Consider the following 15,993-nt stretch of genomic DNA (forward strand, 5'->3'; position numbering starts at 1 on the left):
TTTCTCTCTGGTGAAACTGACACGTCGGGCACGGTAAATAGTTCCCGTGCAGTTTAGCACTCCCTATCTTGAATTGCTAAACCTGGATCCCGGAAACCCCTCATTTGTGGGCACGTTGTGAGGGAGGAGGCGTGTCATGCTCGGCCTCTTCGTCGGCGGCGCGCTCCTCCTCGTCGCGGTTGTCTTGACGGGCGTCCTCGCGGCGGACGTCGCGCTCGATCTTGCGCAGGTTGGCATTTTGGAACTCGGCCACGAAGCCGGCCGAGAAGATGCCGCCGGGAATGGCCACGAGCGCCACCGAGAGAAACATGATGACCGAACCCACGATGCGCCCCGCCGGTGTAATGGGCACCAAATCGCCGTAGCCGGTACCGGTCACCGTGGTCACGGCCCAGTAGATGCCGGACAAAAGGTTGTTGAACTTGTCGGGCTGGGCCGGATGCTCGATCTCGTACATCACGACACTGGCCACTACCACCAGCATAGCGATGACCAGAAACGATGCCACAATTTCATGATAGTGTTTCGAAATGACGCGACCGATGGTGCGCAGACCCCGCATGTAGCGAGAGATCTTTATCAGGCGCACCAACCGCACCACGCTGATGATGTTCTGCAGCGCGGGCGTGACGGGCAGGAACCACGCCGCCATATTCGGCCCGAAGGACAAGAAGTCGATGATGCCCCACGGCGAGAAGATATAGCGCAGCCGCGCGCGAGCCGGCGTACAGTTGCCGTAGGCCAAATCGGCAATCCAGATACGAGCGATATACTCCACGAAGAAGCACACAGTCGAGAACCGGTAGAAGCCCTGGATAATATTGGCCGCCACGGGATCGAGTCCCGGCTGAGCGGAGACGAACACCACCACAGCATTCAGGAGGATGAGCGCGAACAGCGCACCTCCGACGATCTTCGCCGGCCAGTTCGCCCGATTCAGGTTCTCCAGAGCGTAGAAGGTCTCGCGTTTGAACGCGGAGGAGTCGCCCAAGCGCCGACGCAGGCCCTCGCGGCGCGTGCGCTCCTTGCGCCGCCGGCGCTCCTCGCGGCGCTCTCGCCGCTCGCGGGCGGCGCGCTCGTCGTCTTCGTCGCGTTGCTGGTCGTCATCTGTGGCGCTCATGGGGCACCTCCTCTCCCCTCCCATTCTAAGCAGAGGGCGCCCCACAACGCGCCGTCATTCACCAGCCGTCAAGAAGCTGGATACAAAGGACGGCCCCCTTCGCCGCAGTTGCGAAGGGGGCCGTCCTGAAGTCGTCAGCGCGAGCGCCTAGTACAGCTTGGCGCCGGCGGGGATGCGGTCGTCCACCATGAGGAGGTTCAGGCGCTCCTCGGGCTCGCCGTCGTCGCCGGGCACCTCGTGAATCGCGGACATGAGCATGCCCTCGGAGGCCACGCCCATCATCTTGCGCGGCGGCAAGTTGGTGATGGCGATGAGTGTCTTGCCCACGAGCTCCTCCGGCTCGTAGTAGGCGTGGATGCCCGACAGAATGGTGCGGTCGGCACCCGTGCCGTCGTCCAAGGTGAACTGCAGCAGCTTCTTCGACTTCGGCACCGCGATGCACTCCTTCACCTTCACGGCACGGAAGTCCGACTTGCTGAAGGTGTCGAAGTCCACCTCGTCCTTGAAGAGAGGCTCGATGACGACGTTGGAGAAGTCGATGGGCTCGGAGGGCTCGGCCGTCTCAGCAATGGCAGCCTCAGCCGCGCAAGTTGCAGCCGGTGCACCCTCGGCCGGCGCACCCTCGGCCGGCGCCTTCTCAGTCGCACCCACCGGCTTCCCGTCCCCGAGCACCTCGTCCTTCATGTGGGGGAACAGCAGCACGTCGCGAATGGACGGCGCATCGGTGAGCAGCATGACCAAGCGGTCGATGCCGATGCCCACGCCACCGGCTGGCGGCATGCCGTACTCCAGCGCGCGGATGTAGTCGGCGTCGAAGCCCATGGCCTCGTCGTCGCCCATGTCCTTGGCCGCCACCTGGGCGCGGAAGCGCTCGGCCTGATCCACCGGGTCGTTCAGCTCGGTGAAGGCGTTGCCGTACTCGTGGCCCAGGATGAACAGCTCGAAGCGCTGGGTGAGTTCGGGGTTCTCCGGATGCTTCTTCGCCAGAGGCGAGATCTCCAGCGGATGGTCGATGACGAAGGTGGGCTGGATGAGCTTCTCCTCCGCCACGGCCTCGAAGATCTCGGAGATGAGCTTGCCCTTGCCCCAGGCCGCCTCGGCATGGCCGCCGTTTTTTTCCAGAATGGCCACCAGCTCGTCGCGGGTGCGGTCGAAGGACACCTCCTCGCCGGCGTGCTCGCTGGCCAGCTCCATCATGGAGGCGCGGCGCCAGTCGCCGGACAGATCCACCGGCGTTCCCTGGTACTCGATCTTAAGGGTGCCGCAGGCCGCCTCGGCCGCGGCCTTGATGCAGCCCTCGGTGAGATCCATCATGGAGTCGAGGTCGCCGAAGGCCTCGTAGGCCTCCATGGTGGTGAACTCGGGGTTGTGGTACGGATCCATGCCCTCGTTGCGGAACTGGCGACCGATCTCGAACACCTTCTCGAAACCGCCCACGAGCAGACGCTTCAGCGGCAGCTCCGTGGCGATGCGCAGGTAGTAGTCGCGATCGAGCGCGTTGAAGTGCGTGATGAAGGGCTTCGCGTTCGCCCCGCCGATGATGGCGTGCAGAAACGGCGTTTCCACCTCGTAGTAGCCCTGGCCCTCCATGTAGCGGCGGATAGCCGAGACGATCTTGAAGCGGCGCTCGAAGGTGGTGCGCACCTCGGGGTTCATGACGAGATCCACGTAGCGCTGGCGATAGCGGGTCTCCTTGTCAGTCAGGCCGTGGAACTTCTCAGGCAGAGGTCGCAGCGACTTGCTCATCAGCTCGAAGGAATCCACCGCCACGGACAGCTGCCCGCGCTTCGTGCGCATCATGGTGCCATGCACGGCAATCCAGTCGCCCACGTCCAAATCGCACAGCGCCGCGAAGGCCTCCTCGCCCAGCGCGTTGATGCGGCAGAACAGCTGAATGTCGCAGCCGGACTCGCGCAGCTCCAGAAACGCGATCTTGCCCTGGACGCGCTTGGCCATGACACGGCCGGCGATGAGCACCTCATCCTCGGTGGACTCGCCGTCCTCCAAGTGCGCGTACTTCTCGTTCAGCTCGCCCACCGTATGGCTGCGCTTGACCGAGTGCCCATAGGGATCGATGCCCGCGGCAATCAGCGCCTCGCGCTTGGCGCGGCGCACCTCAATGGGATCGTCTTCGATGATTTCTACCGCTTCGGCCATTCCGGTCTCCTAGTGCTCGATCTTGATAACGGTCAGCTTGATGTCGCGGCCGGTGGGGCCGGTCGTCGTCACTTCGTCGCCCTTCTTGCAGCCGAGCAGCGCCTGACCCACCGGCGACTCGTTGGAGATCTTGCCCTCGTGGGCGTCGGACTCGGCGCCGCCCACGATGGTGAACACGCGCTCGCGGCCGTTCATGTCCACGGTCACCGTGGAGCCGATATTCACCTTGCTCGAACGCTTCGGCGCGTTCACGACGGTGGCCTCGGAGAGGATGCGGCTGATCTCGGCGATGCGCGCCTCCATCATGCCCTGCTCGTTTTTGGCGTCGTCGTACTCGGAGTTCTCGGAGATGTCGCCGAACTCGCGAGCGACCTTGATGCGCTCGCCGATTTCGGCGCGCTTCTCGTTCTCGAGGTAGTGCAGCTCCTCCTCGAGCTTCTTCTTGCCTTCTTCGGTCAGCACGTAGTTGTCGTTAGCCATGATGATTCCTGTTTTCTCTCTTATACATCGGTGGTGCGCCCGCCTAACGCAGCGGGCGCACCACCGTTCTTACCTGATGTTGTCGAAGGAGCGAGGTTACTCGGCCTTCTTCTTGACGACCTTCTTCACCGTCTTCTTCGGAGCGGCAGCAGGCTCTTCCACGACCTCTTCCACCACTTCGACGACTTCCTCGTCGTCGGCGGCTTCCTCGACGTCCTTTTCGCCGGCGCCCATGCCCTCGCGCAGGTTCTTCACCGTCTTGCCGAGCGCGCTGCCGAGTTTGGGCAGGTTCTTCGGGCCGAAGATGAGCAGGATAACGACCAGGATGATGAGGAGCTCGGGAACTCCCATGCCCAGAATCTTCATGCAATTCCTCCATAAGGTCGGGCAAGGGGTCGCCTTGCCTGTCGATAATTGCCGTCGGCGCGTCACTTCCGACGAGCAGTGCGCCCGGACCCTCCGCGCGCCTTTGAATGCGCGGGCAATGGTAACACAAACCCCCTCACCGCGCCGTGTTTCGCACAAATACTTCAACGACGCCCGACGATGACGGCAACTTTGGCAAATCAGGCCGTTTGGCTCCTCTGGAGGCGTGGCCCTGGCAGAAATCGAAGTTTGGTTCCCTGATTTCTGCCGACTTCGGCGATTTGGTTTCCTGCGCCCGAAGAAATGCCTGGTCGCGATTCTCTCGCGCGGCTTTCGCAGGTACCAAACCTCGAGATTCGCCCAAGAGCGGGTACCAAACTTAAGATCTTGCCACGAAAAGATACCAAACGCACGATTTCGCCAGTATTTTCCCGCAGCGCGGTACCAAACCTCCGATCCCGCCAGCGCTGCGCCCCGCGCAATACCAAACCTGTGATCCTGGCATAGGAGTGCCGAGATATGTCGAATTCACCATAGAGCTAAGACGCAGCGTACGCCAAGGAAGTGGCAGCTGCTACACTACAATAATTGCAATCGCGCACACTGTCACCATTTGACGCGAACAGTGTCCAACCACTTGGAGGTTCCCATGTATCGCATGACCGATGAGGAATTTGAAAGCGCCATCGCCGAGGCGCTCGATGCGATGCCCGAGCAGTTCATGGAAGCGTTGCAGAACGTGGCCGTGGTGTGGGAAGAGGAGCCGAGCGCTTATCACTTGGGCTACGACGATGACGAGGAGCCCGCGCGACCTGCAGCCGATGCAGCAGAAAACGACTGCGAGGAAGAGAGCGGAGAAGACGAGCTCGACGATCTCTTAGGGCTGTTCGACGGGTTGTCCATCGTAGAGCGAGCCAACGGCTACGACGACGACATCCCCGACGTCATTACCATCTTCAAAGGCCCCCACGAGCGCTGTTTCGACAGCCGCGAGGAAATCGTGGAAGAGATCGGCAAGACTATCATCCACGAACTGGGCCACTACTTCGGCCTCAGCGAGGATCAACTGGCCGCCATGGGCTACGAGTAGGTGCGCCCCGTCACCGGACAAGCAGCTCCCTCGAGACAGAAGCACAATTTAGCAGGAACCCTCCAACGAAAACTCTCAGCTAGCAGCAACGACGCCATCGAAGGCGGCGGCATTGCGGGATGCTTGGCGGATGAGATCGACCAGCTCGCGGCGGGCGGTGCGGTCGGTGGCGTCCAGCGCGCTCGCGGAGTTCTCGGCCAGGGCGGCCGCGCCATCGGCCGTGGCCGTACCGACGAACTCGGAGCCTCGAACGAGCATGCCGAACTCGATGACCGCCGCGGCCAACGACCAGTCGTCGCCGGGCTCGGCAGACCAGCTCTCGCGGCCCACAGCGAACCGCTGCTCTGCCGGCGCCTCCCCCGCTCGCTCGCCGGCCGGCTGGTAGCGCACCGCGCACGTGAGCCACGGCTCATCCCCTTCGCGACGTCGTCCCTCGTCGGTGAGCACTACCTCATAGGCGACGGTCAGCTCGGCACCAGCGCACAATTCTCCCGCGTCGGCCCCGTCGTTGCGGAAGTCCTCATCGGCCATGGTGCGGTTTGCGTAGCCGATGAGCCGGTAGCTTTCCACCATCCGCGGATCGAATTCCACTTGCAGCTTCACATCGTCGGCCACAGGAACCGCCCCGGCGGCCAGAAAACGCTCGTAGACGCGGGCTGCCTCGTCGGCGGAATCGATGTAATGGTACGAGCCATTGCCGTGATCGGCCAGCGTTTCCATCTTGGCATCCTGGTAGTTACCCGAGCCGAAGCCCAGCACCGAGAGATAGGTACCCTGGCCGCGCTTCTCACTGACGAAGGCGTTCAGCTCCTCCTCGGAGGAGATACCCACGTTCAAATCGCCGTCCGAGGCCATGACGATGCGGTTCACGCCCCCCTCGATGTGCGTCTCCTCGGCCACGCGGTAGGCCATGGAAAGCCCCGCCTCGCCGTTGGTGGAACCAGCCGCCTCAAGACCGTTGATAGCGCCGAGGATGGCTTCGGCATCATCGCCGGAAGCCCCCTTGAGCACCACCTCTTCCACGCCGGAGTAGGTGACGATCGAGACCCGATCCTCCGCCCGCAGCCCTTTCACGATACGCACCATGGACTCCTTCAGAAGCGGAAGCTTCTCGGCGTCCCCCATGGAACCCGACACATCCACCAGCAGCACGAGACTCGTCGGCGGTGCCTCCGTGGCCGCCTGCCCTACCGTAAGCCCGAGCACGACCAGCTCGCTTTCGGCGTTCCAGGGGCACGCCCCGGCGCGGGCGGTCAGCGCGAAATCCTCGCCCTCTGCGGGCGCAGCGTAGTCGTAGTCGAAGTAGTTCAGCATCTCCTCGATGCGCACGGCGCCCGGATCAATCGTTCCCAAACCGGCGCCCGACCTCACGAGGCGGCGCAGGTTGGCATAGGAGGCCGTGTCCGCATCGGCAGAAAGCGTGGAAAGCGGCTGCTCGGCAGCGCTCACGAAATCGGGCTCGCCGGCGTCGGTGTAGCCCTCGCCGCAGAAGCCGGCCGCAGGCTCGCAACCAGCCGCGCCGGACGCGTCAACCGAGCTCCGACGTCTCGCGTTCGAAGAGGGCGATGATCTCGTCGCGGTTGTGGGTGTCGCATTTGCGATAGATGCTGCGCAGATGCGACTTCACCGTGGATTCCGAGACGAACAGCGCGTTCTGGATGTACTTCAGGCCGTGGCCCGTCACCCACAGGCGGAAGACCTCGCTTTCGCGGGGCGAGAGGTCGTACTCGGCGCAGAAGGCGGCGTAGAGGTCCGGGCGCTCACCGCAAGAATGCTCGTCGGTGCTCTCGCCGTCAGCGGGACGATCCTTCGACTCCGCGCCTGCGACGCTGCGCTCGGAACGACACGGGAGAGAAGCTGCTGTTTCGGATACAGCCGCAGGAGCTCCGTCCTCCCCGACCGCGACGGGAAGGGCCTCGCGGCGAGCGTTCGCACTCGCGCCTTCGGCAGCCTCGACACGCTCGGCTGCGAGGGCTTCGGCCTTTCCCTCTTCGTCATCGATGTCAAGCAGGTTGTAGCCCTCGCTGAAGGCGAAGCCGACGCCCAAAAGCACCAGCATGACGACGACGGCCATAAGCACGAGCGGGTCTCCGGCGAGCAAAGGCGCCACCAACTGGCCCAGCGTCTTGCCGACGCATTCGGCGATCCAGCCCACGGCAAAGACCAGATGCGGCGCCACCGGCGTCTTCTTCGCACCCAAGGCCAGCACGACCCAGGCCATGGCCTCGATGATGTTGTGGGCGTGCAGCGTGAGCGCGCCGTTGACATCCCCCAGGTAGAACGAAAAGAAAACGAAGGCCGCAGACGCGCACAGCAGCACTTTGTAGAGAATGGAGGGATCGATCTTCCCGCGGGCGAAAAAGCCGCTGGCCACGAAGAAGAGCGCCGCTGCCAGCGGAATGACGAGCGAAGGCGCGCCGAGTTGCGAGAGATCGTCGCGACCGACAACAATAGTGGTGATGGAGCTGAGCACGAAGAAGGTGATAGCGAAGCCGGCCAGCGTGCGCAGGGGCACCGCCGCCGACAGCACATCGGCAAGTCCCGGCGTTCGCACCAGCAAGCGCTCGGGGGCACGCTCCCCGCGCTCTTCTTCCCGACCAACGGCCGTCGCGCTACCTTGCAAGGCCCCTGGCGTCTCCTCCCCTTCCCCGCTCTTCGGCGCCTTCGCAGACGCCAAAGGCAGAAGCACGAAGGACAGCATGGGCAGAAGCGAGGTGAGCACACTGGCCAAGGCGTCGTCGCATTGGACGAAGAACCAGCTTCCCAGTGCCGTCACGACGATGCTGCAGCCGGAGAGAACGATGATGCCGCGCGGGCCAATATGCGCGAAGGCGTCGAACCACGCCATGATGAGCAAGATGGCGAACCCACCCGAAAGTGCCATGCCTGTCACAAAAGCGCCCGGTATGGCGGCCAGGGTCGGATAGGTACACGCAAGGGTCCCCGAGCTCGTAAGAAGAGCCGCCCCGGCCACAAGCGGCGTGCGTCCCGAAAGCGACAGGTGCTGCCGGAAGAGAAGCAGGCATGCCAGGCACACAACGAGCCCGGGCACCATGGACAGAAGCGCCTGCAACGAGAAGCCAGGCGACGCGGCCCACGGCACATAGAGCATCATAACGCCCCAGGCGCTGACGCTTCCGTAGCCCACCGCAAAGCGGATATGCTCCGGACGTATCCCTATGGCGTTGCGTTTGGTCACGATCCTCCCTTCCAGGGGCATTATGGCACAAGAAAGACCGCCTGGGCGCGGCCCCGTCGAAATACCGGGCACAAACGGCCATTCAACCCTAACGGACGATACTCCACCTGGGGTTTTGCCGCTCATTCAACCGTGATTTCGCCTTTTCCACCCGTCGAAGAAGCGCCGTTGCGGCTCGCATTCGACCCCGATTCGACCCCGGCGGTTGATGCGCACCGCCGCCGCACGGGCCATGATAGCCCCAGCAGGTCGGCCACGGCGCCGACGAAGAAACGCCCCCGGAACCGCCGGGGACGCCACGGGGCAGCACGGAAGCGCCCCACGGGAAACAGGGAGGTTCTCATGTCTGAAATGAACGTCACTCGCCGCAATTTCCTCTCCGGAGCCGCGCTCGTCAGCGCCGCCATCGCGGGGGCCGGACTCGCCGGCTGCGCGCCGCAATCGGCCGCGCCGGCCGCCTCTTCAAGCAGCGCGGGCGAGACGCTTGGCACCACGGGCGCAGCCAATTCCACCGTCGGCTTCGACGGCACGGGCACGCTGCCCTGGCTCGGCGAGGCGCCCGCAATCAGCGACGATCAGGTGGAAGAAGAGCTGACGGCCGATGTGGTCGTGGTGGGCCTGGGCGCAGCCGGCGTGCCGGCGGCCCGCGCCGCGGCCGAGGCTGGCGCGAAGGTGGTGTGCCTTGAGTCTTCCTCGCACCTTAACAGCGTGGCCAGCGACATGGCCATCTTCGGCGGCCAGACCCAGGCCCAGTGGGGCCGCGGCGACGGCTTCCTCGATAAGAAGATGGTCGTGAACATGCACATGGAGGAGTGCAGCCACCACGTGAGCCAGAGCATCATCAGCCGTTACTACGATGAGTCCGGCGCTGCGCTCGACTGGTTCGTCGGCGCCAGCAAGAACCTGTACATGGCGCCTGAAAGCTACGCCGAGATTCCGACGGACGCCCAGGCCAACTATATGTTCCCCTACATGTACCCGGTGCCGGAGACCTACGACTACACCAAAGAGGACCTGCCCTGCTATCCCACTTCGGTCGGATTCAGCAGCCTGGCCACCGTCATGGCCGACAACCTGCAGGCCGCCGTGGACGCCGGCGCCGAGGTGCGCTACTCCACCAAGGGCGTCGAGCTGATCCTGAATGACGAGGGCGCCGTCGCGGGCATCTACGCCCAGGCCGCCGGCTCCGACGGCTACCTCAAGATCACCGCGCCCAGCGTCATTCTGGCCACGGGCGATTACCTGGGCAACGAGGACATGATGAAGTTCTACGCGCCGGAATGCGTGGAAAACGGCATCGACATCCTGAGCATCGACCTTGATGACGAAGGCAACTACACCAATGTCGGCGAGGGCCACAAGATGGGAGCCTGGGCCGGTGCCGCCATCGAGCAGTGGCACGCCCCGATGATCCACCACATGGGCGGCGGCGCCGGCGCCGACGGCCGCGGCGTCATCGGCAACAACGGCTACCTCTGGCTGAACCTGCGCGGCAAGCGCTTCATGAACGAGGACCTGCCCGGCCAGCAGCTGGAGAACCAGGTGGAGCTGCAGCCTCAGCGCAAGGCCTACCAGTTCTTCGACGCGTCCTGGCCCGAGCAGCTGGCGTACTTCCCCGCCGCCCACGGCGTGGCCTGCATCTACCGCGACGAGCCTCTGCCCGAGTACACCGCCTCCGGCCTGCGCATCAACGTGCGTACCCCCGCCGATATCGATGCAGCCGTGGAAGAGGGCCGCTGCCTTAAGGCCGACACCATCGACGAGTTGCTCGGCATGATCGAGGGCATGGACGTCGAGACCGCCAAGGCCTCCATCGAGCGCTACAACGAGCTGGCCCGCGCCGGCGAGGACACTGACTTCTTCAAGAGCCCCCAGCGCCTGTTCGCCCTGGAGAACGGCCCCTTCTACGCCGCTGAGTGCGGGTGCGCCCTCACCCTGGGCAATCTGGGCGGCCTGGAGTCCGACGAGGACTGCCACGTGTACAACACCGACCGCGAGCTCATCCCCGGCCTGTACGCGGCCGGCGCCACCCAGGGCGGCCGCTTCGCGGTGCAGTACCCCATCTCGCTGAAGGGTCTCTCCTGCGGCATGTGCATGGTGTACGGCAAGATCGCCGGCGAGAACGCCGCCGCCGGGAAGTAAGAAGCCCCAAGCAACATCTGGCCCGTGCCGCGAGCGCCGCCGCCTGGCGCCCGTAGCACGGGCCGTCTTTTTGCCAGCACCGACCGTCGTCTCCGACATTTTCGCGTCTCGGGCTGCGGTGTAAGCCGAATATAACAAATACGTCCAAGCTTATGACCTGGTATTTCTTCATTTTCTAGAAAGTTATCCCACATAAACACCGCAGCCCGAAGCACCATTTTGCCGCGCAGCGCTCCCGCATTCGTCAAAATGCCGCTCCGGGCTACGGGTCGACGGCTTGCCGCCTGCCGACAAGCAGGGCTTTACCCCAGCTGGCTCACCAGGTTGTCGGTTTCGCGGGCGATGCGCATTTCCTCGTCGGTGGTGACCACGCAAATCTTGATGGGGCTGTCATCGATGGAGATGATGCGGTTCACGCCGATCTGGCCCACCACGTGGTTGCGCTCGCGGTCGAGGATCATGCCCATGTGGGCCAGCCCGTCGAAGATGAGCTCGCGCAGCTCGGCGGAGTTCTCGCCGATGCCGGCGGTCATCACCACGGCGTCGGTACGGGTCATGGCCGCATAGAAGCCGCCGATGGCCTTCTGCACCCGGTACACGTACATGTCGATGGCCAGCCGCGCCTGCTCGTTGCCCGCATCGGCCGCCGCCAGCACGTCGCGCATGTCGGCCGACAGCCCCGACACGCCGAGCACGCCGCTCTCGCGGTTCAGCACGGCATCCATCTCGTCGAAGGAGATGCCCTCGCGGCGCATGATGTAGGTGAGGATGGCCGGATCGATGGAGCCGGAGCGCGTGCCCATCATGAGGCCCTCCAGCGGCGTGAAGCCCATGGTGGTGTCGATGGACTTCCCGTGGTTGACCGCCGTGATGGAGCCGCCGTTGCCCAAATGGCACGTGATGAGCCCCAGATCGCGCAGCGGGCGACCGAGCAGGTTCGCCGCCTGCTGAGCCGCGTAGCGGTGGCTCGTGCCGTGGGCGCCGTAGCGGCGGATGCGGTAGTCGTCGTAGTAGCGGGCCGGCAGGGGGTACATGTAGGCCTTGGGCGGCATCGTGGCGTGGAAGGCGGTGTCGAAGACGGCGACTTGGGGCGTGTTCGGCATGAGCGCGGCCATCATGTCGATGCAGGCGTCGGCTGGCGGGTTATGCAGCGGCGCCAGCTCCTCGCACAGCTCAAGCTTCTCGCGAGCCGACTCGTCGATGATCACGGACTTGGTGAAGTACTCGCCGCCGGCCACGATGCGGTTGCCGATGGCGTCGATCTGCGAGAGGTCGCTGATGGGGCTCTCCGGATCGTCGACGAGCACTTCCAAAAGCTTCTTCAAGCACTCGGCCACGGTCATGTCCGCCACGCGATAGGTGGCCTTCTGGAAATCCGGCGCGAAGGACACGTTCATATAGGCGTCGGGCGTGCCCACCTTCTCGGCCAGGCACTTCATGAGCGACACCTTGCCGTCGGTCTCGATGAGCTGGCTCTTTAGCGACGACGAACCCGCATTCACAACCAGTATGCGCATGAGATCTCCTCCTTGCACTAAAACGGCCCTTCGGGGCACCGAGAGCGCACAACGTCAACCTGGCATTATACCGTGTCCTCCCCGCTAGACCGCGGGGCCTAAATCAGCTGTTTTAGACACGGCACGCGAAGGCGCGAGCCAAAGCCTCACCGACCCTTGGAACCCACCCGCAGGCAGACACAAGAAGAGCCGGCGCGAGGCCGGCTCTTGAATTCGATGGTCGGGTTGACAGGATTTGAACCTGCGGCCTCTGCGTCCCGAACGCAGCGCTCTACCAAACTGAGCCACAACCCGAAATGCTTCCTTGCGGACAGCGAACGCTATGATACCACAGAGCCCGCACAGCGCAAGAGAAAAGTCGGCGGAATTTTACGCCTGCCCGCGTTCGGCGAGCTTTTGGGCGAGGTAGTCTTTCGGCACCACCTTCACCACGATGACGCCGTCGCTGATGACGTCGCCGTCCCCGTCGTAGGCGGCCACATCCCAGTACAGCTTGTAGCCGGCCTTCGACGACGGTTTGCGCTCGGCGAGTTTCGCCACGCCGCGAGCCACGTCGCCTTCCCGACCGCTCTTCTTGTGACGGATGGTCACCTCCACGCCGAAGGGCTGCTCAGTCTCCAAGTCGCACGCCAGCTCGCCGCCGGCCGAAGCGACCGATTCCAGAAGCGCAATAGTGGCGCCTCCGTGCAAAAAACCAAAAGGCTGCAAAAGCGCCGGAGTGATGGGCATCTCCGCCTCGACGAGGCCCGGCTCCACCTTGGTGAAGTGAACGCCCAGCGTGTGGTTGAGCCCCTGCGTCTCGCGCTTCTGCGCCACTTCCAGGGCCGCGCCCGTCAGATTCGTCTCCGTCATCGCGTTTGCATCCTTTCGCGCCAGGCGTCTTCCCGGCTCCCGCCTACTTCGTTTCCTTTGGGACCGTCCCTGGCCCGGTCGCGGTTCCCGAGGCCCCTGCCGGCACCTTCTCAAGCTCAGGCCGCGCCTCGGCAGTCTCCCACTTGGCGGCCTCGCTGGCTTCAACCTGCTTCACGGCCTCCACCTTGTCGGGCAGCCCGTTCTCCATGGCTTCGGCCTTGCCTTTCAGATCGCGCTTTCCCAGCGGCATAAACGCCTTGATGCGCTGGATGACCACCGCGCCCACGAGGAACGGCAGCCAGAACACAATGCCGCGGTAGACGATGACCACCGCAAGGCCCGTGGCCGAATCGATGCCGAAGAGCGCGAAGGCCACGGTTACCGCCGCCTCCACAACGCCGACGCCCTGGGGCACAAAGGAAATCATAGCGAACAGCGTGGCCACAACATACCCGCAAATGAGCGCTTCTGGGTGGTGCACGCCGAACGCGAAGCCGACGAGCACGAAGCAGCTCATCTCGCAGATGCTGGAAAGGGTCGTCCACAAAAATGACTGCACCGTCTTGCGCGGATTCTTCGTGATGAGGTGCGCGGCGCTCGAGAAGTTGTGGATGGTGCGCTCCACGGACTCGTCGATGGCCGGCTTCTTGAACTTCGCGAGGATCTTGTCCGCCAGCTTCACGAAGGGCCGCAGCACCTTCAGCACCAGCTGGGGCTTCAGACCGCCCACGGCGATGACGAACACGAGGCCGCCCACGAGCGCCACGGCCACCAGCCCGAGCGCCAGCCAGCCCGGTTGCAGTCCCACCGTGAAGGTGAGCACGCCGAAGGTGGTGAGCATGATGATGACGAAGCCGGAATCGATGGACAGCTGCATGAGCAGCGCCGCCGTGGTGCCCTTGCCCGCCTGCATGCCGTTGCGCGTGGCCGTGGCCATGACGAGCGACGTGCCGGCCAGGTTCATAGAAGGCGCCACCGTATTCATGAAGAAGGTGCCGAACACGAGCGAAAGTCCCGTGCGGTAGCTGATGTGCCCGTTCACCGTGTTGAAGCAGGCCTGAAAGCCGCGGCCCTGGGCCAGGTACTTGCACAGCTGGGCCACCACCGCCGCAATGATGAAGAAGGGCGTGCCCTGCTTGATGGTGTCGACGAGCTTCACCAGCGAGTCGCCGGAAAAGAATATGAACGCAAGCACAATGACGACCACCAGGCCGATCATGATTTTCTGCAAATTGCCGCGCATCAGCGCACCTCCGTCGTGGTAGGAGACAGGGGTAGGTGCATCATTATAACGCGCCGCCCACGAACTCCATGAGATCGCTGCGCAAAAGCCAATCGCGCTCGTCGGCTCCCGTGCCTTCCGCATCGGTTTCCAGGAACAGGAACCCGTAGAAGCCCACCGTCACCGGGTCGAACCCATGGTAGGCGAGCACATGGCTGAACCGCTCGCAGAGCGCCGCGCCGTCGAAGGGGCGCGCCAAGTCGGCCTCGGGAGCCGGATTCAGCAGCGACATGGAGTACACCTTGCCCGGATGCGCCGCGTACAGCGCTTCCAGATCGACTGGCGTATCTTCCAGGAAGGCCTCGTAGGTGCGCAGGCCCACGCCGTAGAAAGCCACATCGGTGCCGCCGAGGCCCGCGAAGCGCAGGGGGTTGAACTCGATGGGGGCGATCGTATCCTCATCGACGCGCAATTCCACGTGCACGGGAATGCTGCGGGCGCCCACCACCTTGTTCACGGCCGCCAGCCACGCCGTGAAGCGGTCGTTCCAGGCGTCCACGATGGCACCGTCGGTGAGGTACATGCGATCGGAAGTATCCTCCGGGCCGGCGAAGTCGTGGCGCAGGATGTTAAGGATATGGGGTGTGCCGCCCTCGTCGAAGTAGGCGTCCAAGGCGTATTCCGTGCCCGCGAGGTAACCCTCGATAAGGTACTCGCTGCTGCCGACGACGCTTTCCGGATAGCGCTCGTGCCACCCGTCCTCGCGCCGGGCGATATCGGCCACGGCGGCCGCCCAGTCCTCCGGCTCTTCAATAACGTAGACGCCCATCGAGCAAAACCCCACGGAGGGCTTCAACACCACCGGCAACGGCAAGTCGGCGACGTTCACCGCTTCCAGCCCCGCGCGATCGACGGTTTCGTGGAACAGGCCCGGACTTAAGGGCGCGAGCTTCTCGCGCATGGCCGCCTTGTCCTTGAACAGGCGGATGGCGTCAGTGAGCGTCGGATTCTCCACGTGATCGAGAATCCAGGCCAGAGCGTTCTCGGAGTTCGTGTAGATGCGCTCCCCCGCTTCCAGGCGCCGGGCGCACTCGGCGGCGTCCACCAAGTTCAACGCACGGCCGCCGGCCGTCAGCTTCTCGGTAAACTCGTTGGCGAGCACGGGATGGGCCGAGGCCTCCATCCAATCGAGCAGCGGAACGGAGGCGTAGGGCTCGTCGAGAATGATCATGGGGAACTCCTTAGAACGCCAAGAAAAACAACGGAGCTGCAAAGCGGGCTCCTCGCGGGGAGGAGCCCGTCGGATTACACGAGCTGCGGGTTAGCCCACGTAGAACGACCACTGCACCGAGTCGCCGGCGGTCAGCTGGCGCACGTCGCAAGCTTCCATCACCTGCTCGTCGTTCACCGTGTATACCCAGCCGGAAGCATCGCCTTCCGAGCCATTGGCGATGCCGTTGATTGACGTGACGAACTTGCCGTAGTCGCTGTTCTCCACCTGCACGTCCCAGCCGGTGGCCTCCGTCGCCTGCAGCACCGTGGAGCCATCGGCTACCGTCACCTCGATGGTCTTGGGCTCGGCGCCGGCGCTTTCGGGCATCGTGATGGAAACGGGCACGACGATGTCCTCCGCCGCCTGGCCGGCCTCGATGGGGCCTTCTTCCTCGGCCACCTGGGCCGCCTGCTCGGCCGCGTTCTCTCCGCTGCCGCTGCCGCCGTTATCGGCCGCCTCGCCGGCACAGCCCGGCACTACCAGCAAGAAGGTGAAGGCCAGGGCCACCAAGGCCACGAGCCACTGCTTGGGAAGCTCCGTGATGTCGAATTTGTTCATAGTTCCTTATCCTTTCT

The 15,993-nt window shown here is 64.1% G+C and carries 13 protein-coding genes and 1 tRNA gene; 2 read left to right on the forward strand and 12 right to left on the reverse strand.

Annotation, left to right across the window (positions count from 1 at the left end; all coding sequences use genetic code 11):
- Positions 1-100 precede the first annotated feature (100 nt).
- The 4 genes from ACW4QM_RS09240 to tatA form a co-directional block, all read right to left on the reverse strand.
- Positions 101-1,120 carry an ion transporter gene (locus ACW4QM_RS09240; protein ID WP_161127981.1) on the reverse strand — a complete coding sequence of 340 codons (1,020 nt, stop codon included), beginning with the start codon at positions 1,118-1,120 and terminating at the stop codon, positions 101-103.
- Between the two features lie 147 nt (positions 1,121-1,267).
- Positions 1,268-3,277, reverse strand: a complete 2,010-nt coding sequence (gene lysS / locus ACW4QM_RS09245) for a lysine--tRNA ligase (RefSeq protein WP_161127980.1) — start codon at positions 3,275-3,277, stop codon at positions 1,268-1,270.
- 9 nt (positions 3,278-3,286) lie between these two features.
- Entirely contained in the window at positions 3,287-3,757 is a 471-nt protein-coding gene (gene greA / locus ACW4QM_RS09250; protein ID WP_022738867.1) for a transcription elongation factor GreA, read from the reverse strand.
- 96 nt (positions 3,758-3,853) lie between these two features.
- Entirely contained in the window at positions 3,854-4,123 is a 270-nt protein-coding gene (tatA, locus tag ACW4QM_RS09255; protein WP_114538803.1) for a twin-arginine translocase TatA/TatE family subunit, read from the reverse strand.
- 649 nt (positions 4,124-4,772) lie between these two features.
- Between tatA and ACW4QM_RS09260 the strand changes: the two genes are divergently transcribed.
- Positions 4,773-5,213 carry a metallopeptidase family protein gene (locus ACW4QM_RS09260; protein WP_161127979.1) on the forward strand — a complete coding sequence of 147 codons (441 nt, stop codon included), beginning with the start codon at positions 4,773-4,775 and terminating at the stop codon, positions 5,211-5,213.
- A gap of 75 nt (positions 5,214-5,288) precedes the next feature.
- On the opposite strand, the gene ACW4QM_RS09265 is transcribed toward ACW4QM_RS09260, so the two are convergent.
- Positions 5,289-6,830 carry a vWA domain-containing protein gene (locus ACW4QM_RS09265; RefSeq protein ID WP_306506321.1) on the reverse strand — a complete coding sequence of 514 codons (1,542 nt, stop codon included), beginning with the start codon at positions 6,828-6,830 and terminating at the stop codon, positions 5,289-5,291.
- Complete coding sequence (locus tag ACW4QM_RS09270) at positions 6,742-8,412, reverse strand: helix-turn-helix transcriptional regulator (protein WP_161127977.1); 1,671 nt, start codon at positions 8,410-8,412, stop codon at positions 6,742-6,744. Before ACW4QM_RS09270 ends, ACW4QM_RS09265 begins: the two co-directional genes overlap by 89 nt.
- Before the next feature lie 342 nt (positions 8,413-8,754).
- Between ACW4QM_RS09270 and ACW4QM_RS09275 the strand changes: the two genes are divergently transcribed.
- Positions 8,755-10,554 (forward strand): FAD-binding protein, encoded by a 1,800-nt coding sequence (locus ACW4QM_RS09275; protein WP_161127976.1) that lies wholly within the window; start codon positions 8,755-8,757, stop codon positions 10,552-10,554.
- A gap of 302 nt (positions 10,555-10,856) precedes the next feature.
- Here ACW4QM_RS09275 and ACW4QM_RS09280 read toward each other — a convergent pair whose 3' ends face one another.
- The 6 genes from ACW4QM_RS09280 to ACW4QM_RS09305 all read right to left on the reverse strand — a co-directional run bounded on the left by ACW4QM_RS09280 (position 10,857) and on the right by ACW4QM_RS09305 (position 15,976).
- Positions 10,857-12,071 carry an acetate/propionate family kinase gene (locus ACW4QM_RS09280; protein ID WP_114548163.1) on the reverse strand — a complete coding sequence of 405 codons (1,215 nt, stop codon included), beginning with the start codon at positions 12,069-12,071 and terminating at the stop codon, positions 10,857-10,859.
- A gap of 217 nt (positions 12,072-12,288) precedes the next feature.
- A tRNA-Pro gene (locus ACW4QM_RS09285) sits at positions 12,289-12,365 on the reverse strand.
- A 75-nt stretch (positions 12,366-12,440) separates the two neighbouring features.
- Positions 12,441-12,923: a PaaI family thioesterase gene (locus ACW4QM_RS09290; protein ID WP_114548164.1), complete on the reverse strand. Its 483-nt coding sequence runs from the start codon at positions 12,921-12,923 to the stop codon at positions 12,441-12,443.
- Between the two features lie 43 nt (positions 12,924-12,966).
- The gene (locus ACW4QM_RS09295; RefSeq protein WP_161127975.1) at positions 12,967-14,166 is read right to left on the reverse strand and encodes a lysylphosphatidylglycerol synthase transmembrane domain-containing protein; all 1,200 of its coding nucleotides are present in this window, start codon (positions 14,164-14,166) and stop codon (positions 12,967-12,969) included.
- Positions 14,167-14,209: 43 nt separating this feature from the next.
- Positions 14,210-15,376 (reverse strand): ATP-grasp domain-containing protein, encoded by a 1,167-nt coding sequence (locus ACW4QM_RS09300; RefSeq protein WP_117284191.1) that lies wholly within the window; start codon positions 15,374-15,376, stop codon positions 14,210-14,212.
- Between the two features lie 90 nt (positions 15,377-15,466).
- Positions 15,467-15,976 carry a DUF4430 domain-containing protein gene (locus tag ACW4QM_RS09305; protein WP_117284192.1) on the reverse strand — a complete coding sequence of 170 codons (510 nt, stop codon included), beginning with the start codon at positions 15,974-15,976 and terminating at the stop codon, positions 15,467-15,469.
- Between the last annotated feature and the right edge of the window lie 17 nt (positions 15,977-15,993).

The sequence above is a fragment of the Adlercreutzia sp. CNCM I-6207 genome, from assembly GCF_977072305.1.

Bases quoted from the DNA above. Each gene is read 5' to 3' on its own strand.
- ACW4QM_RS09240 (WP_161127981.1), bottom strand. From the start codon at position 1,120: ATGAGCGCCACAGATGACGACCAGCAACGCGACGAAGACGACGAGCGC.
- lysS (WP_161127980.1), bottom strand. From the start codon at position 3,277: ATGGCCGAAGCGGTAGAAATCATCGAAGACGATCCCATTGAGGTGCGC.
- greA (WP_022738867.1), bottom strand. From the start codon at position 3,757: ATGGCTAACGACAACTACGTGCTGACCGAAGAAGGCAAGAAGAAGCTC.
- tatA (WP_114538803.1), bottom strand. From the start codon at position 4,123: ATGAAGATTCTGGGCATGGGAGTTCCCGAGCTCCTCATCATCCTGGTC.
- ACW4QM_RS09260 (WP_161127979.1), top strand. From the start codon at position 4,773: ATGTATCGCATGACCGATGAGGAATTTGAAAGCGCCATCGCCGAGGCG.
- ACW4QM_RS09275 (WP_161127976.1), top strand. From the start codon at position 8,755: ATGTCTGAAATGAACGTCACTCGCCGCAATTTCCTCTCCGGAGCCGCG.
- ACW4QM_RS09280 (WP_114548163.1), bottom strand. From the start codon at position 12,071: ATGCGCATACTGGTTGTGAATGCGGGTTCGTCGTCGCTAAAGAGCCAG.
- ACW4QM_RS09290 (WP_114548164.1), bottom strand. From the start codon at position 12,923: ATGACGGAGACGAATCTGACGGGCGCGGCCCTGGAAGTGGCGCAGAAG.
- ACW4QM_RS09295 (WP_161127975.1), bottom strand. From the start codon at position 14,166: ATGCGCGGCAATTTGCAGAAAATCATGATCGGCCTGGTGGTCGTCATT.
- ACW4QM_RS09300 (WP_117284191.1), bottom strand. From the start codon at position 15,376: ATGATCATTCTCGACGAGCCCTACGCCTCCGTTCCGCTGCTCGATTGG.
- ACW4QM_RS09305 (WP_117284192.1), bottom strand. From the start codon at position 15,976: ATGAACAAATTCGACATCACGGAGCTTCCCAAGCAGTGGCTCGTGGCC.